Raw genomic sequence first — 24,611 nt, 5'->3', positions numbered from 1 at the left:
CGCAATGCTGCAGAAACGATGCACCGGCCATCTACTCGGGCCGCTCGGCCCCTGCACTCCGTCCGCGGCGGCCACCAACCCCATCCCGCCCCGTCCCCCTGCACAGGCCGGAAAACCGGCGTCCTCGCTACGGGAACCACGCGACGACGGCGATTTCAAGCCACCTTCAGGCGGCTGCGGCGATGTCCGGGGCGAGCGCGCCCCTGTGGGTGCCGAGAAGTCCATCCATGCAGGTGAGAGGCGGATCGCGCCTTCTCACCACCGGCGGTCGGGGACGTCGAACATGGTGATCGATCGTGCTGCTCCGCTTGGCCTGTCTGACGATGCCGAACGCCTTCGCCGCGCTGCGTCCGCTACCGAGCAGCGGTCGGGACAAGGACGTGGAGGTCCTGGCGTTGCGGCACCAACTCGCCGTGCTGGAACGCCAGCTCCAAGGGTGCCCTTGCCGATAACCTCATCCGCCCTGGTGAGGGCCGTTGAGCAAGGATTCGCGGGGTGTCGACCGTGTCGCCGGGTCGGCGCTCTGGCGAGACCGGCGATTGCCCCGGAATGATGATCAGCCGTGCTGCTGCGATTGGCCTATCTGGGTGTGACAAACGCGTTCGCGATTCCGCGACTGCTGCCGACGCGCGACCGCGACAAGGATACGGAGATCCTCACACTGCGCCATCAGATCACCGTGCTGGAGCGGCAGCTGAGCGGACAGCGCGTACGGTTCGAGGCGAGCGACCGAGCCTTTCTAGCAGCCCTACTGCACCGGATGCCCACACACGCGCTGCACCAAATGCGCTTGCTGGTACAACCAGACACCGTTCTTCGATGGCACCGCGACCTGATCGCCCCCCGCCACGCCACTCGCTCCCGGCCCAAGCGCGGCGGCCGACCGCACACCATGCGCTCCATCCAAGCCCTGGTCCTGCGCCTGGCCGCCGAAAACCCGGCATGGGAGTACCGGCGCCTGCACCGGGAGCTACTCGTCCTCGGCATCAAGATGGCCGCCTCCACGGTCTGGCAGATCCTCAAGGAAGCCGGTATCCCCCCGTCGCCCGAACGCACCTCCACCACCTGCACGGACTTCCTGCGCTCCCAGGCCGATGCACTCCTGGCGTGCGACTTCTTCGAGACGAGCACCCTGTCCGGAGCCCGCCTGTACGTACTCGCGGTGACCGAGCACACCAACCGGCGGATCCGAATCCTGGGCCCCACCGAGCATCCGACCGCGTCCTGGGTGACCCAGGCCGCGAAGAACCTGGTCATGGACCTCGAGGACGCCAGCAACCGCGCCCGCTATCTGATCAGGGATCGGGACGGGAAATTCCCCGCGCTGTTCGACGCCGTCCTGCAGGACGCGGGCATCAAGGCCGTGCTCACCGGGGTCCGCATCCCCCGCATGAACTCCATCATGGAAAGGTGGGTACAGACCTGCCGACGCGACCTGCTGGACCGCACGCTCATCTGGAACCAGCCCCACCTGCTTCACACATTGCGCGAGTTCGAGCACTTCTACAACGAGCACCGACCGCACCAGGCCCTCACCAACGCGCGGCCGCTACACCCACTCCCCCAACAGATCACCCACCCCGAGGACATCGCCCACCTCGACATACGCCAAATGAGACGACCTCTAACTGCACCCAGACAAACGACCCGGTCAACAGCCCGAACCGGGATTTTCACGCGGGACAGGCACCGCAAAGAGACGAAGGCTGAGTGTCAGGAGCGATTCAGACCCCACGTCTGCAGTGCATAGGGCCGCCCCTTCTCCTCCCCCTTGATCAGCGGCACGTCGAGCAGGCTGAAGCCCGCCTTGGTGGCCACGGCGACGCTGGCGGCGTTTTCGGCCTCCAGCCCAAGGATCACTTGTTCGACGCCCAGCTGCTCGAAGGCATACGCAGCCATCACCCGCACCGCCCGCGCAGCCAGCCCCCTGCCGCGGTGCGCCGGGCCGATCGCGTAGCCGAGTTCTGTGCCCTCGGGGGTACGCCGCAGCATCACCTCGCCGAGCGGGGCGCGACCGTCAACGGTGATGGCGAGCAGGATGGTCGTGCCCTCCGTCCGCAGTTGCCGGTCTCGGTTCAGTCGTGCGCGGGCGGCCGCTTCATCGAAGGGGGAGACGATCGGCGTCCAGTACGCGATGTCGGGGTGGTCGAACAAGTCCGGCATCGCGCCCAGGTCCGCTTCCGTCCAGTCGCGCAGGACGAGACCTTCCCCCGTGAGCTCAATCCGATCGGGAAAAGGCAACGTGGTGCTGCTCATGGTGAGAGACCTCCCTGTTTGTCAGGACGAGGCAGGATAACCGGCGGGCAGTCATCGGCCCACCGGAATCCCAGGGGGCGATCACAACCGGCCGTGGTGGTGTCCAACGCAGGATGGGCCCGCCTACACCTGGGCGCCCGCCACGCTGCAGGCCCTGCTCGTGCCGACAAGCCACAAATCCGCGCCCGAGCGGATGGGCCGGGCGCGGATCGCCGAGGGGACGAGTGAATCTGCGGCAGTCGACGCGGGAGTTGAGGTGCGGGGCCACCAGAGACGAAGAGGACACGCGGCTCGTCGGCGCCGCGCCTGCGCAGCGCCCGGGCCAGTTCGAACGCCAAGAGAGCGCCCATGCTGTGCCCGAAGAGTGCGTAAGGGACATCGAGTTCGCCCGCCAGCACGGTGGCGAGCGACTCAACGAGCGGCTCGGCCCGTTCGAAGGCGTTCTCGCTCCAGCGGGCCAGCCGGCCGGGCAGTTCGACGGCGCATCGGCGCCCTACCGCGCTCCCGTTTGGGGAGTGCCCCGTCTGCGGAGCGGCGCCAAGGGGCATTGCCCGGGCATTACGGGACTGTGAGCGCCGCAACGCACACCGGTATGGCGCGCTGACTTGCAGGCATAGAGATCCTCGGCAATTCCGGCTGCTGCGCGCCCCCGTCCCGTGGGGAGCATCGCACCCCGCTCCCATGGCCAAAGGTCAACCAGAACCCGCCAAGGGGCATTTAGACCTCTCGATGGCCGCTACATCAACATCATCCCGGGTGACCTCGCCGCCCACCGGTTGACGACGGCGCGCAACGTCCCCGTACCGCGCCCCACATCCACCCGACCGGGCGACGGACAAATCGCCCCCGATTGGCACCACTTGAGGCTGGGAGCAAGAGCGCTCCCAGAGGGCTCCCCATCCGCTCCCACCGCAAACACGATAAAGGCCGCTTCCGTTGCTCACGGAAACGGCCTTCGACCTGCGGTTTCGCAAGTCGGGACGACAGGATTTGAACCTGCGGCCGCTTGACCCCCAGCCGCGCGGCAATTCCCTCCATCTGGCTGCGTATTGCGCATCTCGCGTCGCTCATGCACCGTCAAGAGCCTTACCTCGCCGTACAGATCAGCCGTCAACTGCCCTTTGTGAAGGTAGCGGCACGACAACCCAGGCACGTTCAAGGGCTACCAGGCGGAGAGGACGTCCCCCGCCCCCCACATGAGATCAGTCTTCCCCCGTTCGAGATTGGGGATAGTGCCGGACAAGGAGGCAATGACGATGCCTGTACTGCCGAGGGTAAAGCCAGGTACCTGGGGGGCGCTGCGGAGAAGCTCTGCCAAGTCGTGATCGTCAAACGGGGTACCGAGCCACTTGATCGAGCCGACGAAGTGCACCTGCCGGGCGACGGGTGCACGGTCCGCTCCGACCAGGTCCACCTCCGGGTTGAACTGGCGGTTCCACCAGCCGCCCACCACTTCCGTGTCAGGCCAGGGCAGGACGCCGGATGCCGCGGCGAGTTCGAGTGACTCACGCACCAGCGGCTCCACAGCCCTGCCCCGCCAGGTGGCCCAACGGCGTTCCACGAGCCGGTAAGCCGCTTCGGGCCGTCCACGACGGGCCTGTTCCTGCGCGGATCGCAGGGCCGCCAGATACAAACGGAGGTTGCTGTCGGCGACCCGGTAGAGCGCGGGCTTGCCCGGACGAATCGAGAGCGGCTCGTCGATGGCGAGAACTCGCTTCTCCTCCACCATGCGGCGCAGCAACGGCGACAACGACCCCGAGGGCAGGGCTCCTTGTCGGCCGCCCGCAGCAGCGGCGATGTTGGCGTGGGTGCGGTCCCCGCTGCCCACCGCTTCCAGGACCCGGCGCGCCTGATCGGGCGAGGGGAATTCGGCCAGCAAGGATGATTCGGGCACGCTGAACAGCGGAGAGGCGGGGTCGGCACATTCACCCTGGATGAAAGAGAGGGCCGGAGTGCCGTGCGGCCAACTACGCAGGATGCCGGGCAGGCCCCCGGAGACCAGGTGGGCGTCGATCGCGTCGGCAGCATCGAGGCCCAGCGCGCCACCGGTTTCTGCCGGGTTGAGCGGACCGAGCACGAGATTGTCAGCCCGCCCGTAGAACGGGCGGTCGTAGGCGGTAAGCCGCTCCATCATGTGGATGTCGCTGCCCAAAAGGAGCAACAGCACAGGACGCCTGGCCAGCAGCCGGTCCCACGCAGTCTGCAATGCGCCATCGAACAGATCATCCTGCTCAGCCAGCCACGGCAGCTCATCGAGGACGACAATGGCCGGTGCATCCGGCAACACCGAGGCCAGCACCCGGAAGGCATCCGGCCAACTCCCCGCCGCACGCGCGGGAACCAGCTCCGGGTCGGCCGGCAGGGAGGATTCCTTGAGGTCGGCAAAGAACCCGGTCACCGCCTCGACCGGAGATGCCCCCTTCGTTGCGGTGAAGAACAGATACGGCACACCCGCCCGGTTACAGAACTCCTGCACCAAGCGCGACTTACCCACCTGACGACGCCCCCGAATGGCCACGGCCGTCCCAGAACCCGACGCGGCGACCCGCTCCAGACGTTTCTCGAGCAGAGCCAGCTCGGTCGTCCTGCCGACAAAAATCGAAGCCATTTCGCCACCTTTGTAGCTCTAATCTATGTAGGTACATTCTACCAAGGCCCGACCGCGCTGGCGCCGCGCTCAGCAGTGCGGGTGCCGATAAATCATCCGTGCAGGAACGGCCTTGATCATCGATTTCGGAGCGTGCCCGCCGCTTGACCGCCTGGCTTCACTGCGACATGGCTCGGGCGGCATCATGACCTGACGTGCTGCTCCGTCTGACCTACCTCACGGTCACGAACACCTTCGCCCTCCTGCGCCTGCTACCGATGCGCGATCGTGGGAAGGAAATCGAGATCCTGGCGCTGCGCCACCAGCTGCTGGTCCTGCAACTCCAGGTGGGCAGACCCGAGTTCACCGACACCGACCGTGTGGTTCTCGCCGGCCTGCTCCACCGCCTCCCGACCGGGAGGCTGCGCCGACTTCTGCTACGCCCGCGAGAACGGCCCGTGCGGATACCGCAGAACCCACGGCGAACTCGCCGCCTCGGTATCAAGGTCGCCGCCACACTCACTCGGCCGACCGACGGCCAGTCGACCCGCGTCGCCAGTCCGTACGGCTGGTGCGTCACCATCACGCGCACTGCGCAGTCCGGCCAGGGGTGACGCGGGCGTGGCGCGGAGCTGCCGGCATGGGCGATGGGCGCGGGCTGAAAACCTGTGACGCACCCGGAGACTGGACCCACTTGGAGCAGCGAATCGGTGGCGGCACGTCGAAGATCCGACCAGATCGGCTCAGCCCGACCACGCATGCCCATGGCGGTAGCCAGTCGTACGCGAGCTGCCTCAGAGCAGGCACCTCGTGGCTTCTGCCACGGCGTCCGTTTTCGATGATGGCTTCGCGCGTGATGACGCGCCCGACAGGAGGTGAAGTCGCATTCACCGCCCACTTCCGCCCACGCTGCGCGCCTCCTGCTCAACTGCCAAGGCCAGTACGCCATCAAGGTCGGCGGCGTCGGCCTCGATCAGCGGTTCTGCTGATGCCTTCCCAGAGTGAGGCGGTAGATGATGAGGACGATGACCGAGCCGACGATGGCCGCGATCCAGGTGGAGAGGTGGAAGAACCCCTTGATGGAGTGGACGTGGAAGATCACCTTCCCGAGCCAGCCGCCGAGGAGGCCGCCCACGATGCCGATGACCATCGTAACCACGCACCCGCCTGGGTCCCTTCCTGGCATCAGCGCCTTCGCGATGATGCCAGCGAGCAACCCGAGCACTACCCAGGCGACGATTCCCACGACGGCCTCCAATCGCCGATCGCATCACACCGACTGCCGACGCCCATCTCCCGCGGACAGGACTTCCCGCTCTCCCTCACGACATCGTGGGCGTACCAATATCCCTTTCACGCCTCTTTTCGGCTGTCCCACCAATTTAGCTCCATCGCGTCGTGCCAGCTTCATGACCGATCGAGCCTCCGCGCCACGCCCCGGGCCGGCCGCCGACAGCAGGCCGCCGACGCCCCCACCGACGCCGCCTACTTCCGGCCAGCAAGCGAGTGAAGCTCGACGACGGCCGCGAGCCGCTGCTCCGGACGGGCGACCGTCCAATGAGTGTGCCGTGACCGTGCTACGCCTGGCCACCCGCCCGCTCCGGCGCGAAGACATGCGCCGCCCGCTCTCGCCGCAAGCTCTCCAGCGTGTCCCGTTGCCGTTCGGCCCGCTCCAGCAGGTCGTCGAGCAGGCTCTCGGAGAGCGCCGGCTCGCCGTCGGCCGCCTCGCGCAGCGTCCGCCAGCCCGCGGCCTTGCCCTCCACCCCCAGCCGCAGCATCTCCAACTCCAGCAGCGGACTGAGCGGCGAACGCCGCACGAGGCGACGGCACCATCAGCGCCACCGTCCCAGCTGGCCGCACCGTGCTCTACCGGATCGCTCCGAGGCCCCTCAGCGCGGGTGGCTGCTGGTATGCGCCTTCGTCGACTGCTGCCTGGACGCCCGGAACAACCAGACCTCTGACCGGCACGAAGATCGAGATTTGTGACTGCAACGGCGGCGCCGACCGGCGCTCGTCCACGCCATGGGAAGGCGTCTGATCGGATTCGGCTCGTCGAACACGGCAAAGACCGCAGTGGGGCGGGGGCAGACTGCATCCCGTGGATAGTCTCCCGATCTACCGGACGCGGCTTGCGCGAATCCATCAGCCCGGATCGAAGAGCGTCGTGTTCCCAAGTCCTGCCGCGGGCAGATCAATTATCAGCGGATCCGGGCTCGGTGGCACCGAACGCGCCCGGGCAAAAAGATCTGTGGTCGAGTGCCACACAGGCTATTGCGATCCGCACGAGCGCTCGGATACGCTCGCGTCGCCCAGTGGTCGTTGATATCAAAATCTTGGAGCGACTCGCGATCGGCTTGGGGACGGGGTACTTCATGAACGCTTTGGCCATTTCGGCCGTCGGCGTCAGGCACCGTTGATGCCGGGGGCGGAAGGGAAAGAGATCCAATGCCCCGGCGAATCGGGCGGATTACCGTCCGGGGAAACACTGGAGCGCCACGGAGAATTGGAACCGCCGGCAGCCGCGGTTTGCGGAGCCACCGGAAACAGGGATTTCCGACTGTTCTGGCTCGCGGGCGCCATTGACGGTCTGGGAACTTGCGCCTCTTCGCTCTTCCTGCCCCTCATTCTGCTCGGGGCCGGATACTCCGCCACCCGCGTCGGCCTTGTGGCTACGGTGGGCTTGGCCACCGGTCTGTCCGTTGCGCCGTTCGCCGGAGTCCTCGCCGACCGCTGGCCGCGCAAGCGGATGATGTGCTGGTCCGCACTCCTGGCGTCCGGTGCCATGGGCTCTGCCTTCACGTCCGTGGCGCTGGGCCATGTCGTGCTGATCCACCTCCTCACCGTCGCCGTGGTGGAGCAGGTGGCAAGCGCGGCCTATGCGGCGGCAGCCCACGGCACCGTACGCAGAATCGTTCCGCCCGAGCGGTACCCGCTGGCGATGAGCCGACTGGAAGCGCGAGACGAGGCCGTGCAGATCATCGGTCCCACCGTTGCCGGACTGCTCTGCCAACTCGCCCGCTGGCTACCGCTACTCGCGGACGCGCTCTCCTTTCTGCTCGTCACGGGGCTCAGCAGGGCCATCCGCACCGAACTGAGCCCCGAACCTGCGGAGAACCACCCGGCATCGTTTCGCACCGACTTCGCCGAGGGCCTCCGCTTCGTCCAGCGCGAGCCGTTCCTGCGCTTCGTCATGGTGTGGACTGCGGGGATCAACGCCGTACTGAGCACCTTGTACTTCCACGCGGTGTTCACCTCCCACGCACGAGGGGCCGGTCCGTCGTCGATCGGAATGATCCTCACGCTGGCCGGTGTCGGCGGCCTGCTGGGAGCGCTAGCCGCTCCCCTGGCCATCCGGCGGATCGCCCCCGGCCGCATCGTGACCGGCGCCTCCTGGACCATGGTGCCGATCGCCGTGGCACTGGCCTTCGCAACGCGCACCTGGACGTACGGGCTGCTGCTGAGCCTGGTGTCGTTCACCGCGCCCTCCGTGGTGATCATCCTGCAGACGAAGGCCGTACTCGTCACTCCCGACCGGTTGCAGGGCCGTACCGGCACCGCCCTCGCGACGGCCGGCCAGGCTGTCGCCGCTCTCGCTCCTGCCGCCGCGGGACTCCTCGTCTCCGCCTTCGGCGGCCGCCCGGTGGCCCTAGGTTGCGCCGTCGCACTCACCGCGCTCGCCGGTTACGCCACCGTCCGCGCCGGTCTGTTACGGCTCGGTGCGGGCGAGCGAAGACCCGCTCCCCGGACCGGCCCCCAGGAGAGGGCGTCATGACCTCCGCATCCCGAGCGGCCGCCAAGGCGACCCGCACCTACGGCGTCTACCGGCCGGTGCTTCCCGCGGTGTGCTCACTGAACCCCGACCGGATGGTGTACACCGGAGACGCCGAGGGTCGCTGCGAGATCTTCGCCTGGGACCGGTCCACCGGCGTCAGCCGCCAGGTGACGGACCGTCCGCAGGGCACCTTGCTGTGTGCCATCGACGCCGACGCCGCGGTGTGGTGGTTCGACGCGGACCAGCACGGCCAGGGAGTTTGGCGGGTACAGGACTTCACCGGCGGACCGCACAACTCCGCCTTCCCCGACATGCCGCCCGGAAGACCCTGCGGCCTGGCCCTGACGGACCGTGGGAAGGCCGCCGTCGCCGTTGCGGACGCCAGCAGCCTGACCGTGCGTCTGGGCAGGCGCGGCGAGCCGGGCGAAGTGGTGTGGCGCACTGGGCTGCCTGCCATCCTGGGCGACCTCGCGCCCGGGGGCGATCTACTGGCGATCTGCGGACCTCCTCACTCGGCGCACGCGGTCACCCTCGTGGTCCCCGGCGGCGCGGTCGTCGCCACACTGTCCGGTGCCGCGAGGCGGATCTGGGGCCTCGGCTTCGCACCCCGCAGACGCCTGGAGCCTGTGCTCCTAGTGATGTGTGAGGACGACGGCCACTACCGCCTCGGAACCTGGCGGCGTGCGACGGGACTGGAGTTGTTCCCCTGGTGCGCCCTGGACACGGAAACCACGGCGCGCTGGTATCCGGACGGTGAACGGGTCCTCCTCCGCCAGGACCGGCACGGCCGAAGCCGCCTGTTCACGGCGGACCTCATCCGCCGTACGGTGACGCCGGTGCCGGTCGCCGAGGGAACGGTCCTCGACGCGGCGCCGCGCGCCGACGGCGACCTGCACCTCATCTGGACGGACGCGGTGACCCCGCCGCGTACCCTCTGCTTGTCCGGCAGATCCCTGCCCGGCCAGCACGGCTGGCGGCTGCCCGCCTTCGGCCGCCGGCAGGACCTGTGGACTCCGAGCCCGGACGGCCCCGTCCACACACTGGTCACCACGCCCGCCGACCGGGAGCCGCCGCATCCGCTGGTCCTGCTGGTCCACGGCGGCCCCGCCGACCACGCCCGCGACGCCTACGACCCCATGGTCCAGTCGCTGGTCGGCTCGGGGTTCGCGGTGGCCAGGGTGAACTACCGCGGTTCCACCGGCTACGGCCCCCACTGGCGCTCGGCCTACTCCGAAGGCGTCGGCCATACCCAGGTCGCCGACCTGGTACGGGTTCGCGCCCACCTGCTGAACGAGGGGATCGGCCGGGAAGGCGCGATCGGCCTGAGCGGCACCTCTTGGGGCGGCTATCTGGTGCTGCTGGCCCTGGGCACGCACCCGGGCCTGTGGGACGCCGGCGTCGCGGTCAAACCCCTCGCCGACTACGCGACGGCGTTCCGCCACTCCACCCCGGCGCTGCGCTTCTTGGACACCACCTTGTTCGGCGGTACGCCGGAGCAAGTGCCCGAGCACTACCGGCATGCCTCGCCCTCAACCTACGCGCGGGCGATCCGATCGCCGCTCCTGCTCGTGGCCGCCCGGCACGACGCCAAGTGCCCGCCCGAGCAGATCGAGGCGTATCTCGCCGTACTGCGCGAGGGCGGTATTCCCCATGAGCTGCTGTGGCTGGATTCGGGCCATGACGGCTATGACGGCGCCGAGCACGTGGCCGTCCTGGAGCGCTCATTGCGCTTCCTCGGCCGGGCGCTCAGGCCCGCCCCCGCCCCGGCCCCAGACGTCTCGGCCGCACATTGAGCCGGGCGAACCGCGGCATCCCCCGATGAAGGAAGGAGGTGCAGGTGATGCAGAAGGAAATCTTCCACGACGACCCGTTGGAGGGCGCCGAGGAGAACCGGAGCGTCGGCGTCGGCGTAGTCGTCCGGTTCCGCAACGCCGAAGAGCAGGACGAGGAGTAGCGGCATCCGGGGCCGGCCCGCGCCGCCCGGCCGGGTCGGCCCTGTCCCCCGCCGTCTCCAAAGCCCCCCGCCCGCAGTGACACCACCGTTCCCATGAGAGAGGCCAGCCTGTGCGCATACTCCTGGTGAACATGCCCTGGGCTCCGATCGATCTGCCCTCCCTGGCCCTGGGCATTCTCAAGCGCAGCGTCGACGAGCACGTACCCGGCGGTGCGGCGGAGGTCCTGCACGCCGATATAGATTTCGTGGACTGGATAACGAAGCGGACCGAGTTCTCCCTTACCGACTACGGGTACTACTCCCTTGCCTCCTACTTTCTCGGCTGTGGTGACTGGGTCTTCTCCTCGGCGCTGTACGACGACCGGCAGTGGCGGGTGGCGGAGTTCACGTCGAGCATGAACGACCGGCTGCCTTCGGCGCGTATGAGAATGACCACCCAACTGCACGAAATGGCCCCGGATTTCATCGAACACATCGCGGAACGCATCGTGGCACACGCCCCCGATGTCGTGGGGTTCACCTCCACTTTCCAGCAGAACACCGCCGCGCTGGCTGCCGCCAAGTGCGTCAAACGGCTGGCGCCGCGCATTGTGACCGTTATGGGTGGGGCCAATTGCGACGGCAAGCAGGGCGAGGCCGTCCACCGGAACTTCCCGTTCGTGGATTACGTCGTACGCGGTGAGGGTGAGGAGTCGTTTCCCGGGCTGCTCGAATCCCTGGGCGGCGGCCGGGACTTCGCCACCGTTCCCGGTCTGTGCTGGCGGGACCCGAGCAGCGCGTCGGTGGCCAATCCCATGAGCACCACCCCGCTGCCCCCTGCGGCGATCCTCTCCCCCGACTACAGCGGCTACTTCGAGCGACTGGCGACGTCCGCCGCGCGCAGCTGGGTCGAGCCGAAGCTTGTCGTCGAGGGCGCCCGCGGCTGCTGGTGGGGCGAGAAGCACCACTGCACCTTCTGCGGGTTGAACGGTTCGTTCATGCAGTTCCGCAGCAAGAATCCGAGCGCGTTCTTCGAGGAAATCGTCGGGCTCGCCCGCACCTACCATGTCCTCGACATGTATGTCGTCGACAACATCCTCGACATGGGATACGTGACCTCGCTGCTGCCGCGCATCGTCGACAGCGGATTCGATCTGCGAATGCACTACGAGATCAAGTCGAACATGCGGCGCGGCCAGTTGCAGACCCTCGCCGACGCGGGTCTGATCTACGTCCAGCCGGGCGTCGAGAGCCTGAGCAGCAGAGTTCTGGGCCTGATGGACAAGGGTGTCACCGGCTGCCAGAACGTGCGGATGATGCGGGACGGCGCGGCCGCCGGCCTGTCGGTGGTCTGGAACTATCTGCACGGCTTCCCGGGGGAGGCCGCCGAGGACTACGACGAAGTGACCGTTCAGCTCCCCGCGTTGGAGCACCTCAACCCTCCGGTGGAGGAGTCGGCCCGGATCGCCATCGAACGCTTCAGCCCGTACTTCAACAACCCGGACCTCGGCTTCTGCGAGCTGCGCCCCGCCGAGCCCTACCGGCTCACCTACGACCTGCCCGACGCCGAGATGTTCGACCTGGCCTATGTCTTCGACGTACCGCCGCGCGGTGTGGGGGAAAAGGTCGTCGAACGGCTCAACTCCGCGATCCGGCAATGGAAGCAGTCCTACGCCCGCAGTCGGCTCACCTACTGCGACCTGGAGGACCGGATCCTTCTGGTCAGCAGGAGGCGCGCCTTCGACTGGCATGTGCTGGAACTGAACCAGCCGGTCGAAATGGCCCTGTTCCGCCTGCTCGACCAGCCGCACAGCGTGGCCGCCGCAGTGCGCAAGCTGCGGGACGCACACGGCAACGCAGTGGACCACACACAGGTGAGCGAACTGCTGCGTGGCTGGCGCGAACGCGGGCTCGTCTTCGAAAACGGTGGCCAGGTTGTCCATGTCGCCGTGCCCGCGGTCAACGAGGAGCTGCTGCGGATGCACGCCCTGCGCCGGCCCTCCGCCGACGAACTGGCGTCAGCGACCGTCTGACAGCCACTCCGCCCACCGGCGGCCACCGCCAGCCGCGGGCCCGGCACCCCTCCCCCGCTCAAGGAGAACACGATGACCGCAGCCACCGCCCTGTCCGCGTACCCCTTCACAGTCAGGGCGTGGCGCGACCACGACACCACCGCGAGCGAGTTGCCCGGCATGTGCCTCGGCGACATCGAGGTCGACGGCGCGGGCGGACAAGCCGCCCGCAAGCTGTTCGAGGCGGGTGCCCGCAAAGTGGCGCTGCCACGGCCGGTGGACCTGACGGACGCCGCGGACACCCGCTGGACCGTACGCGCCTTGAGCTTCGTCGGTGATCTGACGAGCCTCGCGATCGCCGTGGACTGGCAGGTCCGCCCAGGGCCCGGCTCCGGTTCCTGGGCCAGGCTGAACCATCTGCATCCGCCGACCGCGCTGTTGGACGTACCGGAGTCGCAAGAGGCACTGCGGACCTGGCGCAACGGCTACTACATCTGCAAGTGCGTCCATCGGCAGGGGCCGGGTTTCGTGCAGGTACGGGACCGGCGCTTCGGTGAGCTGCGCCGGTTCATCATCGACGAGCCCGTGTACCAGGAGACGATCGCGGCGCTCGCCGACGGCGCCCCAGCCGCCGCACTCCCTCAGGACGTGGTGGACGACTTCGTCACCGAGGAGTTGGCGGTGCGGTTCGGCGACCACATCTGGTGGGCGCCCTACCGGGTGCGGCGATGGCCTCAAGCACCGATGGTGATCTGACGGTCCTCGTTCCCGTTGTGGCCGAATCCAGTCCGGGCATCGCACCGAAGGTGTTGAACAAGTGCGCGTGCCCGGTGGGCCGCCCGAGGAGGGCAAGGACCCAGATCCCTCGTGGTTCGCACTTATCGCGATCGGGAGGCGTGTGAACGCGCGTATGTCCAGCTGCCTGATCGGGTGAGCTTGGTCGTTCTCCGCGCAGGATGTGACGTAAGGACAGAAGCATCGGCGGTGACTGTTTCACCCTGGTTGAGAGTGATCCGCCGATGCTTCCTGAGGGAACGATACCGCCGTCTTTGACGGCTGTGTTGGCTGTCTGCCGTTCCTGCTTCACGGCGCCGACGTTCCGAACGTTCTGTGTGCTGGTGACGGGGCTGATCGCACAGACACGCCGCCGCACGGTGTGCGGGATTGCCCTTGCCGATAACCTCATCCGCCCTGGTGAGGGCCGTTGAGCAAGGATTCGCGGGGTGTCGACCGTGTCGCCGGGTCGGTGCTCTGGCGAGACTGGCGATTGCCCCGGAATGATGATCAGCCGTGCTGCTGCGATTGGCCTATCTGGGTGTGACAAACGCGTTCGCGATTCCGCGACTGCTGCCGATGCGCGACCGCGACAAGGATACGGAGATCCTCACACTGCGCCATCAGATCACCGTGCTGGAGCGGCAGCTGAGCGGACAGCGCGTACGGTTCGAGGCGAGCGACCGAGCCTTTCTAGCAGCCCTACTGCACCGGATGCCCACACACGCGCTGCACCAAATGCGCTTGCTGGTACGGCCAGACACCGTTCTTCGATGGCACCGGGACGTGACCGCCCGCCGCCACTGCGCCTGCCGAGAATGTCATCCGCCCAGCTCCGGCGCTTGCAGGGCGGTCGCGGCAGGATGAGCACTCGTGTTGCTTCGTCTCGCCTACCTGGCCGTCACCAACGCGTTCGCCGCGCTGCGGCTGCTACCGATGAGCGACCGCGCCAAGGACGCGGAGATTCTCGCCCTGCGGCACCAGATCACGGTCCTTGAGCGGCAACTCGGCGCGGATCGGCTGAAGTTCCGTCCGGAAGACCAGGCCTTCCTCGCCGCTCTGTTGGTGCCTCTGCCGCGCCAGGTCCTGCGCCGGCTCCGATTGCTGGTACGGCCAGACACCGTGCTGCGATGGCACCGGGACGTGAGCAAGCAGCGCCACGCCCGCACCTGCAGGACGAAACGGCCAGGCCGCCCGCCCACCCTTCGCTCGATCCGCATCCTGATCCTGCGCCTGGTCCACGAGAACCCATCGTGGAGCTACCGCAGGGTGCACGGCGAACTCGCCACCCTCGGCATCAAAGTCGCCGCCTCCACCGTCTGGGAGATCCTCCAAGCCGAAGGCATCGACCCCGCGCCCGACCGGGCCGCCACCACGTGGGCCGGCTTCCTGCGCTCCCAGGCCGACGCCCTCCTGGCCTGCGACTTCATCGAAACCGTCACCCTGACCGGCCAGCGCCAGTACATCCTCGCGGTCATCGAGCACGCCACCCGCCGCATCAGGATCCTCGGCACCACCACACATCCGAATGCGAACCGGGTCGCCCAGGCTGCCCGGAATCTGGTCATGGACCTGGAGGACGCCCACGTCACCGTCACGTACCTGATCCGGGATCGAGACGCGAAGTTTTCCTGTCGCCACGAGTTCCTAGACCGCACCTTGGTCTGGAACGAGCGCCACCTGCACCACATCCTCCGTCAGTTCGAACTGCATCACAACGCCCACCGGCCCCACCAAGCGATGAACCAGGCAGCACCACTACGCGCCGTCCCCGAACCGCTCGACTCCGGACAGGCCTCCCACATGAACATACGCCGGAGAGACCGCGTCAGCGGAGTCATCCACGAGTTCCACCATGCCGCTTGAACTGCATGGATGAGGTTTTCGGCAGGCGCAGTGCCGGACTACGCGTTCGGGCCGCGGAAGCGCGGGGGCAGGGCGCCCATGCGCGACTTCTCCGGCGGCAGGCCGACCGCCGACTTCGGATCCGCTCCCTTCGAGAACGAACCCCACCTGGCCCTGCTGAGCACTGACGGCGACCGGCCCCGGGACTGGCTGCGCGCGGGTCAGGCCATGGAGCGCGTCCTGCTCCTGGCCACGCTGGAGGGGCTGGCCGCCTCGTTCTCCACCGAGGCCCTCGAATGGCCCGACCTGCGATGGCCTCTACGAGATCCGGTGTCGGGGACGGGGTGCGTCCAGACGATGCTGCGCCTGGGGTACGGCCCAAAGGGCCCCACGGTGCCGCGCAGGCCCGTGCGGGAGGTCCTGGTCATCGAGGACTAGCGGTGATCATCCCCGCTGCCGGACGGCATCCGGGACACCCATAGGCCCAGGTGCAGGCCTTGCGTCCGATCGCCCGCACAGCACTGCCATGTCGGTGCGAGCCGTCGGTCAAGTCCGTGGGCGGACGACCGCGAGGGGGCACTGGGAGAACTGCAGGAGAGCGTGACTGACCGAGCCCAGGGCGAGTCCGTGGAAACCGCCACGGCCTCGGGAACCGACGACCATGAGGTCGGCCCGGTCGGAGGCCCGGGCCAGGGCGGGAACCGGGGATTCCCCGGTCAGATCCTCCAGCACCTCCACACCTGGATGCTCCTTGCGCAGCGGTGCCAGCCACTCCGCCATGGCGCGTTGCTGCTCCTCGGCTGCCTTGTCCGAGCTGGTCACCGCGGGAGTTCCCGGTCCGCTCCAGGCATGCAGGACGTGCAACTGCGCGCCGCGCAGGGAGGCCTCCTGGAAGGCATAAGCCAAGGCTGCCAGCGAGTGTGGCGAGCCGTCAGCGCCGACGACGATGCGGCGGTGGCCCATGGTGACGTGGTTGACGATGACCACGGGGCTCGCGGAGTGGCCCACGACCTGCTGGGCGACCGAGCCCAGCAGCAGGCTTCCAAAACCACCGAGGCCCTTGGCACCGAGCACGATCATGTGCGCGTGCTCGGCCTCGGACAGCAGAACGGCTGCCGGCACACCCATGGGCAAGTCGGAGGTCACCTCCAGGTCGGGATGGGCCTCCTGGGCGATCGCGGTGGCCTCGTCCACGATGCCCTGATCACTGTGGTGCTCCAGCCAGTCACGGCCTGCCCGGGAGACCCCGTATTCGTGTTCACGAGGCAGGACGTGGACGATCCGCAGTGCGCGGTGATGCAGGGTGGCCTCGTGGGCCGCCCATGTCAGGGCACGCAGACTCCGCCCCGAGCCGTCGACTCCAACGACGATCGGATCAGCCATCAGCCCTCCTGATCATGTGTTGCTTGCCGTCAACGGGGACTCCGGCGGTCCATCGCTGTCAGCCGCCGCCTGCGGACTGGTGCTGTCCTTCCTCTACCGTCCGGCAGATGCGCCGCCAGCGCACGTCGGATGTCCACCGCGCCGAATGGCCACCGCCGGGCCGAGCGCCGCGATCGGGGCCGCCCACCGCGCCAGTGCGCTGGGCATCGGCTGTTTGCGGGCCCTCCGGCCCTGTCGCAGCCACCCGACGGTGCGAAAGGCGTGTGGCGATCTGCCCGGTGAGGGTCGTGCGCCCCGTCCAGCGCACTCCATGGGCCTGACCGCTTCCCCGTTCCGCGATGTCGGCTGCCCGTGCCGATCAGTCTCCGCTGGGTGTGCGCGTCGATTCGTGAAGGGGGCGAGGGGCCTTGCGAGAGGCGTCGACGATGGCTGCGAGGTCCGCGAGTTGACGGGACAGGTACCAGAACAGGTCGTCGAAGGAGACCATGCCCACCAGGCGGCCTTTGGCCACCACGGGAAGGTGGCGGGCCTCGATGGACCGCATGGCGTGGAGGGCGGCTGTGAGGGGGGTGCTGGCGTCCACGGTGACCGGGTCGGTGGACATGACCATTTCTACTTTGCTGTGCGAGGAAAGCCCGTAGGCCATCGCCCGCACGACCAGGTCACGGTCGGTGACCATGCCGATCACCTCATCGCCGTCGACGACCGGCAGTGCGCCGACCCCCGCGGCAGCCATGTGCCGTGCCGCGTCCTCAAGCGACGCTGCCGGGGGAACGCTGGCAGGAGGTGAGGTCATCGCGTATCGGATCTGCATCAGGGTGACCGGTCCTTTCAACGGTTCACGGGGCATGGGCGGCGAGAAAGTCCGCCGCGTCGGCGAGGGTGGTCAGGGCCGGATAGTCGTCCTCTTCGATGCGGTAGCCGGTGCGTTCGCTCAACATCTCGACCAGCCGGAGGAAGTCCAAGGAGTCGAGTTCCAGGACATCGCGGAACTTGTCGTCCATGGCGAGGGTGTCGAATTCGACATCGGGCACGATGCGGGCGATCGACTCCTTGACGAGTGCGAGGGCTTCGTCACGGGTCATAGCGTCTCCGGTTGCTGTAGGAGGCGGTCCACAGCGGCCAGGAAGCGGGCGCCGATGGCGCCGTCGCTGGCCCGGTGGTCGGCGGACAGGGTGGCGGTGACGGTGGGGCGGGCTCCGATCAGTCCGTTTACCGCGCACGGCCGTGTCACGACCCTGCCGAAACCGACCAGGGCGACCTGCGGCGGGTAGATGACGCCGAAGACGGCTTCAACTCCCTGATCGCCCAGGCTGGTCACGGTGAGCGTCGGGTCCGAGGTCTCAGAGGAGCGAAGTCGCCCGCTACGGGCACGGGACGTAAGGTCCTTCAGCCGGGCCATGAGGTCGGCCAGGGCCATGGTGTCCGCGTCGTGCAGCGCCGGAGCGACGAGTCCGCCGCCCCGCAGGGCCACGGCAACTCCGAGGTGGACAGCAGATGCCAGGACGAAGTGGCCGTCCTGCCAGAAGCCGTTGAGCTGGGGCACCTCGCGGGCGGCCAGAGCCGTCGCCTTCAACAGCAAGGCGGTGGGGATGAGCCGGCCGGCCACATCGGCGCGGCGGTTGTGGTCGCGCATCCAGGCGTCGGCGGCCATGAGGTCGATGGTGGTGGACAGGTAGTAGTGCGGGATCTCGCGCTTGGACCGGCTCATCAGGTCACCGATGGCGCGCCGCATGGCTGCCGCGCGTTCGGCGCCGGTGCTGACCTGTGCCGCGGGGCTGACGGGCCCAGGCTCGGCCGTCGAGGTGGTCGGCTGGGTTGTCTTGGCGCGCGCTGCCTTGCGGACGTCGTCGGCGCGTACGGTGCCGCCCGCCCCACTGCCCATCACCCGTCGCGGGTCGACACCGAGCACGTCGGCGAGTCGCCGGGCCAAGGGCGTGGCGCGGATCCGAGACCGCGCCTGCGCCGCGTGGTCCACATCGGCGCGGGTGATCGAGCCGCCGGGACCCGTGCCGTGAACGGCTGTGAGGTCCACGCCCTGCGCCGCGGCCAGGTGCCGGACGAGAGGTGAGTGCACCTGGTCGGCCGCCTGTACGGGGGCCTGCGCCTTCGGCGCCTTGGCGGGCTTCCGTACGGGTCCTGGTGGTCGGGCCTCTGCCCCGGTCGCGATGGTGGCGAGCGGTGTTCCGACCGGAACGGTGGTGCCGGGCTCGACGAGGAGTCGTTCCACCGTGCCGGAGCCGAAGCACTCGACCTCGATGGTGGACTTCGTCGTCTCGACAACGGCGACCACATCGCCCTTGCGCACCGTGTCGCCCGGCCGCACCAGCCATTCCAGGAGGGTTCCTTCCTCCATGTCTGCGCCGAGTGACGGCATGGTGAAGTCCGGCACGTCAATCCACCGCCCGGTGCGCCGCGGCGACGATGTCCTCGGTCTGCGGTAGGGCGGCTTGCTCCAAGTGGTGGGCGTAGGGAATCGGCAGCTCGGCCCCGCACACCCGCTCCACCGGGGCGTCCAGCTCATAGAAGGCGCCCTCCATGATCCGGGCCGAAATCTCGGCGGCGAGGCTGCCGGTGCGCCACGCCTCGTCGATGACGACCGCGCGGTGGGTGTGGCTCACCGTCGCCACGATCGCGTTCTGGTCGAGCGGACGCAGGGTGCGCAGGTCGAGCACTTCGGCGGCGATGCCGTCGGCTGCCAACCGCTCGGCCGCGTCGAGGGTTTTGGGCAGGCTGCCACCGTAGGTGATCAGCGAGATGTCGGTGCCCTGCCGCCGTACCGCGGCGGTGGCGAGGTCCGCCGGCCGGGCCTCTTGCGCGGACGGGCCGGAGGCGTTGTAGAGCGAGCCGTGCTCGAAGATGATCACTGGATCGGGGTCGGCCAGTGCCGGGGCGAGCATCTGGCGGGCGTCCTCGATGGTCGCGGGTGCCAGGACCCGGATACCGGGGATGTGCGCGTACCAGCCTTCCAGGCTGTGCGAGTGCTGTGCGGCCAGTTGCCGCCCGGCTCCGGTGGTCATGCGGATCACCAGCGGTACGGCGAGCTGACCGCCCGACATGTGGAGCAAGGTGGCCGCGTTGTTCACTATCTGGTCGAGGGCCAGCAGGCTGAAGTTGACCGTCATGACCTCGACGATCGGCCGCAGTCCGGCGAGGGCGGCGCCGATGCCAGCGCCGACGAAGGCCGACTCCGACAATGGTGTGTCCCGGACCCGCTCCGGTCCGAACTCCTCCAGCAGACCGAGGCTGACGCCGAAGGCCCCGCCGTAGCGGCCCACATCCTCGCCCATCAGGAAGACGCGGTCATCGGCGCGCATCGCCTCCCGCATCGCCTCCCGCATCGCTTCGCGGTACGTGGTCGTGGCGGTCACCTCTGCAGTGCTGGTGCGCGTCATCCGGCCTCCCCCGCAGGGCTGGTGACGAAGCGCAGTAGGTCCTCGACCGGTTCCCCTGGCGCGTCTTCGGCGGCCCGCACCGCCTTTTCGATCTCCGCCGTCACCTGGTTCTCCAGGTCGGCCAGAGCCGCGTCGTCGAGCTCCCCGTCGTCGCGCATGCGCTGCGTCAGCGCAGGGATCGGGTCGCGCGCCCTCCACTTCTCGATCTCCTCCTTGGAGCGGTAGCGGTCCGGGTCGTACATCGAGTGGGCACGGAACCGGTAGGTGCGCAGCTCCAGGAAGAGCGGCCCGGCACCGGCTCGTATGCTGGTGACGGCCTGTTGGGCGGCGCGTTCCACGGCGAGTACGTCCATGCCGTCGACCGCCCAGGAGGCCATGCCGTAGGACGCGGCGCGAAGCGCCAGATCGGTCTGGGCGTGTTCACGTCGCAGGGCGGTGCCCATGGCATAGAGGTTGTTCTCACACGCCAGCAACAGCGGCAGATGCCAGAGGGCGGCCAGGTTGGCCGTCTCGTGGAACTCGCCTTCCGCGAACGCGCCGTCGCCGAAGAAGCAGCAGGTCACCCTGGACCGGCCGCGCATCCGGTCGGCGAGGGCCAGACCGAGCGCGAGGGGCAGTCCGCCGCCGACGATGGCGCTGCCGCCGTAGAACCGCCGGGACGCGTCGAACATGTGCATGGAGCCACCTCGGCCCCGACTGCAACCGGTGACCTTGCCGTACATCTCGGCCATCACCGCCTCGGCCGGGAGCCCACGGGCCAGCGCGTGTCCGTGCTCACGGTAGGTGGCGACCACGGCGTCGTCTTCGGTCAGCGCCTGGTTGACCCCTACGGCGACCGCCTCCTCGCCGATGTACAGGTGGACGAAGCCACGGATGACGGAGGCGCTGTACAACTCGACGCAGCGTTCCTCGAACCGGCGGATGCGCAGCATCTCGTGGAGCAGTTCGACGTGGTGACGGACGGCGTCGCCGTGGTCGGCGCGGCGCTTCGGCGCGGCCTTGCGAGTGTGCTGCGGGCTCATCGTGATCCCTCGCTCTCCGCTCCGCTACCCACCAGCCCTGCGGTCTCCAGGGTGGAGATGTCGCCTTCGGGCAGGCCGAGTTCACGTGCCCTCAGCAAACGGCGCATCACCTTGCCGCTGCGGGTCTTGGGCAGGTTCTGGTCGAAGGCAATCTCCCGGGGTGCGACGGCGGGTCCGAGCCTGCGCCGGGCGAATGCCAGCAGTTCGTTTTCCAGGGCGCCGTCGGCGACGTGGCCAGGCTTGAGGGAGACGAACGCCTTGACGATGGTGCCGGCCACCTCGTCCGGCTTCCCGATCACCCCGGCCTCTGCCACGGCGGGGTGTTCCATCAGGGCGCTCTCCACCTCGAACGGCCCGATCAGGTGGCCGGCCGACTTGATGACGTCGTCCGCGCGCCCCACGAACCAGAAGTAGCCATCGGCGTCCTCGCGCACCAGGTCGCCGGTGAGGTACCAGCCGTCGGCGAAGCTCGCGTCGTACCGTTGCCTGTCGTGTAGATAGCCGCGGAACATCGACGGCCAGCCCGGGCGCAGCGCCAACTCACCGTCGACTCCTGGTCGTTCGACGACGGTCACCTTCCCGTCGACCACCGCGGCCCGACCGTCCGGTCCCTGTTGGAGGACGGCCGCCTTCACCCCCGGTAGCGGACGGCCCATCGAGCCCGGCCGGATGTCGCAGGCCGCGAAGTTCGCGATCATGATGCAACCGGTCTCGGTCTGCCACCAGTTGTCGTGGACGGGCAGTCCCAGCACCTCGTCGCCCCACACCACGGCCTGCGGGTTCAACGGCTCGCCGACCGAGGCGATGAACCGCAGCGCCGACAGGTCGAAGGAGCGCGGCAGATCGTACGGGCCACCACGCGGAGTGGCCCGCATCAGCATGCGCACCGCGGTCGGCGCGGTGTACCAGACGCTCACCCGCTCGTCGGCGAGGATCCGGTACCACCTGCGCGTGTCGAAGTCCCCCTCGTCGACCACGACCGTGACCCCGTGGGTGAGCGGCGCGATGATGCCGTACGAGGTGCCTGTGACCCAGCCCGGGTCGGCGGTGCACCAGTACACGTCGTCCGGATGCAGGTCCAGCGCGTACCCAGCGGTGACATGGTGCGCGACCACGGCTTGGTGAACGTGCACGGCGCCCTTGGGGGTACCGGTGGTGCCGCTGGTGAAGTGCAGCAGCGCCATCGCCTCCGGGTCGGTCGGCGGGATGGTGAAGGTCTGCGGCGCTGCGTCCACCATCTGCTCGAAGCCCATCGTGCCGGGCAGGTCGGCGGCGCGGGGGCCGACGATCAACACGTGCTCCAGCTGTGGCAGCCCGTCACGGCTCGCCGCGACCTTGCGCCGGTACAGCGCCTCGGTGGTCACCAGCACCCGCGCGTCACCAAGGCGTAGCCGCTGCTCGACCGGCTCCGGGCCGAAGGCGGAGAACAACGGACAGAACACACTCAGGTTCTTCAGCGTCCCCAACGCCGTGACGTACAGCTCGGGGCACCGGCCGAGCAGGGTGAAGACCCGTTCTTCCCGCTCCACACCAAGGCGTCGCAGGACGCCTGCGAACTGGTTCGTCCACCGGGCAAGGTCGAGATAGCTGACCGAGGTAGCACCGCCCTCCCGGCGGACGCACCGCAGCGCCACATGCCCACCACGGCCCTGGGCCACATGCCGGTCAACCGCCTCGTGAGCGATGTTCAGCCCGGCACCACCAGGCAGGCCAGAAAGCTGCTCGCTGGCCTTTCCCCAGTCGAACCGCGCGCACTCCCGCTCGTAGTCACGAAGATTCGGCCGCCCAGTCGGGCTCGACCGCTTGCGGATGACCTTCTCCGCCATGGCACGACTCCTCCCGGCGGACGCGATCGCCCTCTCACCGCCAAGGATCAACCGCGTCCGCAGGTCCGTGTAGGGACCGAACGTCCCCGACCGGACGAACGTCCCCGACCGGACCAAGGGGCCCTCCTGAAGGCAGGCCCACCCGTCGAGGCCAGGATCACACGGGCACGGTCGCCGAGCACGCCGGGACGTCGTACGCCGTGCGGTACCTCGGTCGCTATGCGCCTGCGTACAACTGGTCGAGGCCGACCAGCATCACCTCGCCGCGTGCCTGCGCCGCTCGCAGCTCGGGGGCGAATCCGGCGCCGCTGTAGCAGGCCGGTTTGGCGCGGTTGATGTCCTCGCCGCGGTCTGCGAGGACGTCCAGGATGTGGCGGATCCGCTCCAGGTGGCTGATCTCCATGACGTCGTTCCAACGTGCCAGCCCCACGGACAGCAGCACATCAGGACGACTGCCGATCCTCCCGCATACCACCACCTCGGCTTCATGGCAGGCGCGCTTGGCCGGTTCGGGCAGTGAGCCGTGCTCCGCGACGTTCGGTGTCGCCCCGAAGGTGGCCGGAGCGGCGAAGTTGACCGCCCACTCCCGGCACACCTGCGCGAAGTGCGGGGCCAGCACCGCCGAGTCGAAGACGGCGCGCGCCCGCCGCCACACGCTGGCCGCCTCCTCCTGCTCCAGTGCGGAGCGGTTCGGCCGTACGACGGCGTGGTCGAAGGCAAGCAGCGGCTCAGTGATGCGGTATCGGACCAGGGACGGCCGGAACGCGTCCCGTTCCATCACAAGCAGGTCGTGATCGTGCAGCAGCGTCAAGGCGCGGGTCACGTCGGTCAACTGGTGGTGTAGGCACTGGGCGACCTCACCCCGGGTCGAGCAACCGGAGGCGATGGCGGCCAGCACCGAGTGGCACATCGCACGGTCGAGGTGGTCGGCCTCCTCCTCAAGCAGATGAGACGCCTCCCGGAAGATCGGCATACGGGGATTCAGGAGGGTTCTGCACAGCCAGGCGTCGAAGTCGCGCGGGTCGTCCGGGGTGTCGTCGCAGACGTAATCGCCGCGGTACGCGGGCGTGCCGCCCACGACCGCATGCACCAGGAGCGCGAGGCGGGGGTCACCGATGCCCCAGAACGTAGCGGCCTGCCGGAAGTCCAGCGGGCGCACCACCAGATCCAGCCCGGCCAGCCCGTGCAGCGGCGAGGGACCGCTGAACAACCTGTGCATTACGGACATGGCACTGCCGGACAACAGCAGCCGAGTGCGGTTGCGCCGCCGTCCATCGCGCAGCCGACGGTAGGCGGCGTGGATGACGGACGGCAGTGCAGGGCTCTGCTGGACGAGGGTGGGGAACTGGTCGACGACCACCGGTAGCGGACTTTCGTCACCCAGCGCCAGCAGTGCGTCGACGGCTTCTTCCCAGCGCTGCCAACCGACCGGGTGCGGTGCCTGGGTGTACTGGGCGAACTCATCGGAAAGGCGGCGCAGGGAATCCGCCTCGGCGGCTTCCTGAGCGGCGAAGTAGAAGCCACCCATCACCTTGGCCAGCGCCTGCAGCAGGTACGTCTTGCCCTGCCTGCGCCGCCCGGTGACAATGCCCAGTGTCGGCTCTTCGCGAGGGTCGTTCGCGAAGGCCACCAGTTCGCTCCACTCGGCCTCACGGTCGAAGATCGCCCTTGGCTTGGCACAGGTGACAGCATCGGATGCGGTCATGGGTCGCTCCCATCGTCCGGTAGCGCTGTTCGTCTCCTCCTGGGGTTCTCAGCCCGGCGGCCCCGCCGCGCCGCGGTCGCAGCGGCGTGACGGAAGCCCCG

General features: G+C 68.5%; 22 protein-coding genes and 1 pseudogene. 10 read left to right on the top strand and 13 right to left on the bottom strand.

Going from position 1 to position 24,611, the window contains the following annotated elements; genetic code table 11:
* Nucleotides 1-296 precede the first annotated feature (296 nt).
* Nucleotides 297-452 carry a hypothetical protein gene (locus tag P3G67_RS26015; RefSeq protein WP_276095676.1) on the top strand — a complete coding sequence of 52 codons (156 nt, stop codon included), beginning with the start codon at nt 297-299 and terminating at the stop codon, nt 450-452.
* Nucleotides 453-562: 110 nt separating this feature from the next.
* Nucleotides 563-1,750: an integrase core domain-containing protein gene (locus P3G67_RS26010; protein ID WP_276095675.1), complete on the top strand. Its 1,188-nt coding sequence runs from the start codon at nt 563-565 to the stop codon at nt 1,748-1,750.
* On the opposite strand, the gene P3G67_RS26005 is transcribed toward P3G67_RS26010, so the two are convergent.
* From P3G67_RS26005 to P3G67_RS25995, 3 genes are all read right to left on the bottom strand, one after another.
* Nucleotides 1,714-2,256: a GNAT family N-acetyltransferase gene (locus tag P3G67_RS26005; RefSeq protein WP_276095674.1), complete on the bottom strand. Its 543-nt coding sequence runs from the start codon at nt 2,254-2,256 to the stop codon at nt 1,714-1,716. The genes P3G67_RS26010 and P3G67_RS26005 overlap by 37 nt on opposite strands.
* Nucleotides 2,253-2,804 carry a thioesterase II family protein gene (locus P3G67_RS26000; protein WP_276095673.1) on the bottom strand — a complete coding sequence of 184 codons (552 nt, stop codon included), beginning with the start codon at nt 2,802-2,804 and terminating at the stop codon, nt 2,253-2,255. Before P3G67_RS26000 ends, P3G67_RS26005 begins: the two co-directional genes overlap by 4 nt.
* A 614-nt stretch (nt 2,805-3,418) precedes the next feature.
* On the bottom strand, nt 3,419-4,864 hold the full coding sequence (locus P3G67_RS25995) for an ATP-binding protein (protein WP_276095672.1): 1,446 nt from the start codon (nt 4,862-4,864) through the stop codon (nt 3,419-3,421).
* 194 nt (nt 4,865-5,058) lie between these two features.
* Between P3G67_RS25995 and P3G67_RS36130 the strand changes: the two genes are divergently transcribed.
* Complete coding sequence (locus P3G67_RS36130; RefSeq protein ID WP_276095671.1) at nt 5,059-5,457, top strand: hypothetical protein; 399 nt, start codon at nt 5,059-5,061, stop codon at nt 5,455-5,457.
* Nucleotides 5,458-5,816: 359 nt separating this feature from the next.
* Here P3G67_RS36130 and P3G67_RS25985 read toward each other — a convergent pair whose 3' ends face one another.
* Both P3G67_RS25985 and P3G67_RS25980 read right to left on the bottom strand, forming a co-directional pair.
* Complete coding sequence (locus tag P3G67_RS25985; protein ID WP_276095670.1) at nt 5,817-6,089, bottom strand: GlsB/YeaQ/YmgE family stress response membrane protein; 273 nt, start codon at nt 6,087-6,089, stop codon at nt 5,817-5,819.
* A 331-nt stretch (nt 6,090-6,420) separates the two neighbouring features.
* Entirely contained in the window at nt 6,421-6,660 is a 240-nt protein-coding gene (locus P3G67_RS25980; protein WP_276095669.1) for a hypothetical protein, read from the bottom strand.
* Nucleotides 6,661-7,259: 599 nt separating this feature from the next.
* On the opposite strand from P3G67_RS25980, the gene P3G67_RS25975 reads away from it, so the two are divergent.
* The 7 genes and pseudogenes from P3G67_RS25975 to P3G67_RS25945 form a co-directional block, all read left to right on the top strand.
* Nucleotides 7,260-8,615 carry an MFS transporter gene (locus P3G67_RS25975; RefSeq protein WP_276095668.1) on the top strand — a complete coding sequence of 452 codons (1,356 nt, stop codon included), beginning with the start codon at nt 7,260-7,262 and terminating at the stop codon, nt 8,613-8,615.
* Entirely contained in the window at nt 8,612-10,408 is a 1,797-nt protein-coding gene (locus tag P3G67_RS25970; protein ID WP_276095667.1) for a S9 family peptidase, read from the top strand. The genes P3G67_RS25975 and P3G67_RS25970 overlap by 4 nt, the downstream gene beginning before the upstream one ends.
* Nucleotides 10,409-10,679: 271 nt before the next feature.
* The gene (locus P3G67_RS25965) at nt 10,680-12,581 is read left to right on the top strand and encodes a RiPP maturation radical SAM C-methyltransferase (RefSeq protein WP_276095666.1); all 1,902 of its coding nucleotides are present in this window, start codon (nt 10,680-10,682) and stop codon (nt 12,579-12,581) included.
* A gap of 72 nt (nt 12,582-12,653) precedes the next feature.
* Entirely contained in the window at nt 12,654-13,316 is a 663-nt protein-coding gene (locus tag P3G67_RS25960) for a DUF5825 family protein (RefSeq protein ID WP_276095665.1), read from the top strand.
* Nucleotides 13,317-13,850: 534 nt separating this feature from the next.
* Nucleotides 13,851-14,201, top strand: coding sequence for a hypothetical protein (locus P3G67_RS25955; RefSeq protein WP_276095664.1), 351 nt, complete (start codon nt 13,851-13,853; stop codon nt 14,199-14,201).
* A gap of 6 nt (nt 14,202-14,207) precedes the next feature.
* Nucleotides 14,208-15,200 carry a helix-turn-helix domain-containing protein gene (locus tag P3G67_RS25950; RefSeq protein WP_276095663.1) on the top strand — a complete coding sequence of 331 codons (993 nt, stop codon included), beginning with the start codon at nt 14,208-14,210 and terminating at the stop codon, nt 15,198-15,200.
* 30 nt (nt 15,201-15,230) lie between these two features.
* Nucleotides 15,231-15,617: pseudogene (locus tag P3G67_RS25945) on the top strand (Acg family FMN-binding oxidoreductase); the annotation flags it as partial.
* 108 nt (nt 15,618-15,725) lie between these two features.
* Here the strand turns inward: P3G67_RS25945 and P3G67_RS25940 are convergent.
* From P3G67_RS25940 to P3G67_RS25905, 8 genes are all read right to left on the bottom strand, one after another.
* A complete protein-coding gene (locus P3G67_RS25940) occupies nt 15,726-16,562 on the bottom strand; it encodes a universal stress protein (RefSeq protein WP_276095662.1) in 837 nt (278 codons plus the stop codon).
* Nucleotides 16,563-16,920: 358 nt separating this feature from the next.
* On the bottom strand, nt 16,921-17,376 hold the full coding sequence (locus P3G67_RS25935; RefSeq protein ID WP_276095661.1) for a CBS domain-containing protein: 456 nt from the start codon (nt 17,374-17,376) through the stop codon (nt 16,921-16,923).
* Between the two features lie 25 nt (nt 17,377-17,401).
* The gene (locus P3G67_RS25930; RefSeq protein WP_276095660.1) at nt 17,402-17,647 is read right to left on the bottom strand and encodes an acyl carrier protein; all 246 of its coding nucleotides are present in this window, start codon (nt 17,645-17,647) and stop codon (nt 17,402-17,404) included.
* Nucleotides 17,644-18,954: a dihydrolipoamide acetyltransferase family protein gene (locus P3G67_RS25925; RefSeq protein WP_276095659.1), complete on the bottom strand. Its 1,311-nt coding sequence runs from the start codon at nt 18,952-18,954 to the stop codon at nt 17,644-17,646. Before P3G67_RS25925 ends, P3G67_RS25930 begins: the two co-directional genes overlap by 4 nt.
* 1 nt (nt 18,955) lies before the next feature.
* Nucleotides 18,956-19,957, bottom strand: a complete 1,002-nt coding sequence (locus tag P3G67_RS25920; protein WP_276095658.1) for an alpha-ketoacid dehydrogenase subunit beta — start codon at nt 19,955-19,957, stop codon at nt 18,956-18,958.
* Complete coding sequence (gene pdhA / locus P3G67_RS25915; RefSeq protein ID WP_276095657.1) at nt 19,954-20,979, bottom strand: pyruvate dehydrogenase (acetyl-transferring) E1 component subunit alpha; 1,026 nt, start codon at nt 20,977-20,979, stop codon at nt 19,954-19,956. Before pdhA ends, P3G67_RS25920 begins: the two co-directional genes overlap by 4 nt.
* Nucleotides 20,976-22,805 carry an acetate--CoA ligase gene (acsA, locus tag P3G67_RS25910; protein WP_276095656.1) on the bottom strand — a complete coding sequence of 610 codons (1,830 nt, stop codon included), beginning with the start codon at nt 22,803-22,805 and terminating at the stop codon, nt 20,976-20,978. Before acsA ends, pdhA begins: the two co-directional genes overlap by 4 nt.
* 217 nt (nt 22,806-23,022) lie before the next feature.
* The gene (locus P3G67_RS25905; protein ID WP_276095655.1) at nt 23,023-24,510 is read right to left on the bottom strand and encodes an AAA family ATPase; all 1,488 of its coding nucleotides are present in this window, start codon (nt 24,508-24,510) and stop codon (nt 23,023-23,025) included.
* Nucleotides 24,511-24,611: the final 101 nt, after the last annotated feature.

The organism is Streptomyces silvisoli, assembly GCF_029269905.1.
Lineage (GTDB): Bacteria > Actinomycetota > Actinomycetes > Streptomycetales > Streptomycetaceae > Streptantibioticus_A > Streptantibioticus_A silvisoli_A.
This window is presented reverse-complemented; position numbering and strand designations above follow the sequence as displayed.

Excerpts from the sequence above, each read along its gene's own strand:
- P3G67_RS25975 (WP_276095668.1), top strand. The coding sequence starts at position 7,260 with ATGCCGGGGGCGGAAGGGAAAGAGATCCAATGCCCCGGCGAATCGGGC.
- P3G67_RS25995 (WP_276095672.1), bottom strand. The coding sequence starts at position 4,864 with ATGGCTTCGATTTTTGTCGGCAGGACGACCGAGCTGGCTCTGCTCGAG.
- P3G67_RS25920 (WP_276095658.1), bottom strand. The coding sequence starts at position 19,957 with ATGACGCGCACCAGCACTGCAGAGGTGACCGCCACGACCACGTACCGC.
- P3G67_RS25905 (WP_276095655.1), bottom strand. The coding sequence starts at position 24,510 with ATGACCGCATCCGATGCTGTCACCTGTGCCAAGCCAAGGGCGATCTTC.
- P3G67_RS26005 (WP_276095674.1), bottom strand. The coding sequence starts at position 2,256 with ATGAGCAGCACCACGTTGCCTTTTCCCGATCGGATTGAGCTCACGGGG.
- P3G67_RS25935 (WP_276095661.1), bottom strand. The coding sequence starts at position 17,376 with ATGCAGATCCGATACGCGATGACCTCACCTCCTGCCAGCGTTCCCCCG.
- P3G67_RS25940 (WP_276095662.1), bottom strand. The coding sequence starts at position 16,562 with ATGGCTGATCCGATCGTCGTTGGAGTCGACGGCTCGGGGCGGAGTCTG.
- P3G67_RS25960 (WP_276095665.1), top strand. The coding sequence starts at position 12,654 with ATGACCGCAGCCACCGCCCTGTCCGCGTACCCCTTCACAGTCAGGGCG.
- pdhA (WP_276095657.1), bottom strand. The coding sequence starts at position 20,979 with ATGAGCCCGCAGCACACTCGCAAGGCCGCGCCGAAGCGCCGCGCCGAC.
- P3G67_RS25970 (WP_276095667.1), top strand. The coding sequence starts at position 8,612 with ATGACCTCCGCATCCCGAGCGGCCGCCAAGGCGACCCGCACCTACGGC.
- acsA (WP_276095656.1), bottom strand. The coding sequence starts at position 22,805 with ATGGCGGAGAAGGTCATCCGCAAGCGGTCGAGCCCGACTGGGCGGCCG.
- P3G67_RS25930 (WP_276095660.1), bottom strand. The coding sequence starts at position 17,647 with ATGACCCGTGACGAAGCCCTCGCACTCGTCAAGGAGTCGATCGCCCGC.
- P3G67_RS26000 (WP_276095673.1), bottom strand. The coding sequence starts at position 2,804 with ATGCCCCTTGGCGCCGCTCCGCAGACGGGGCACTCCCCAAACGGGAGC.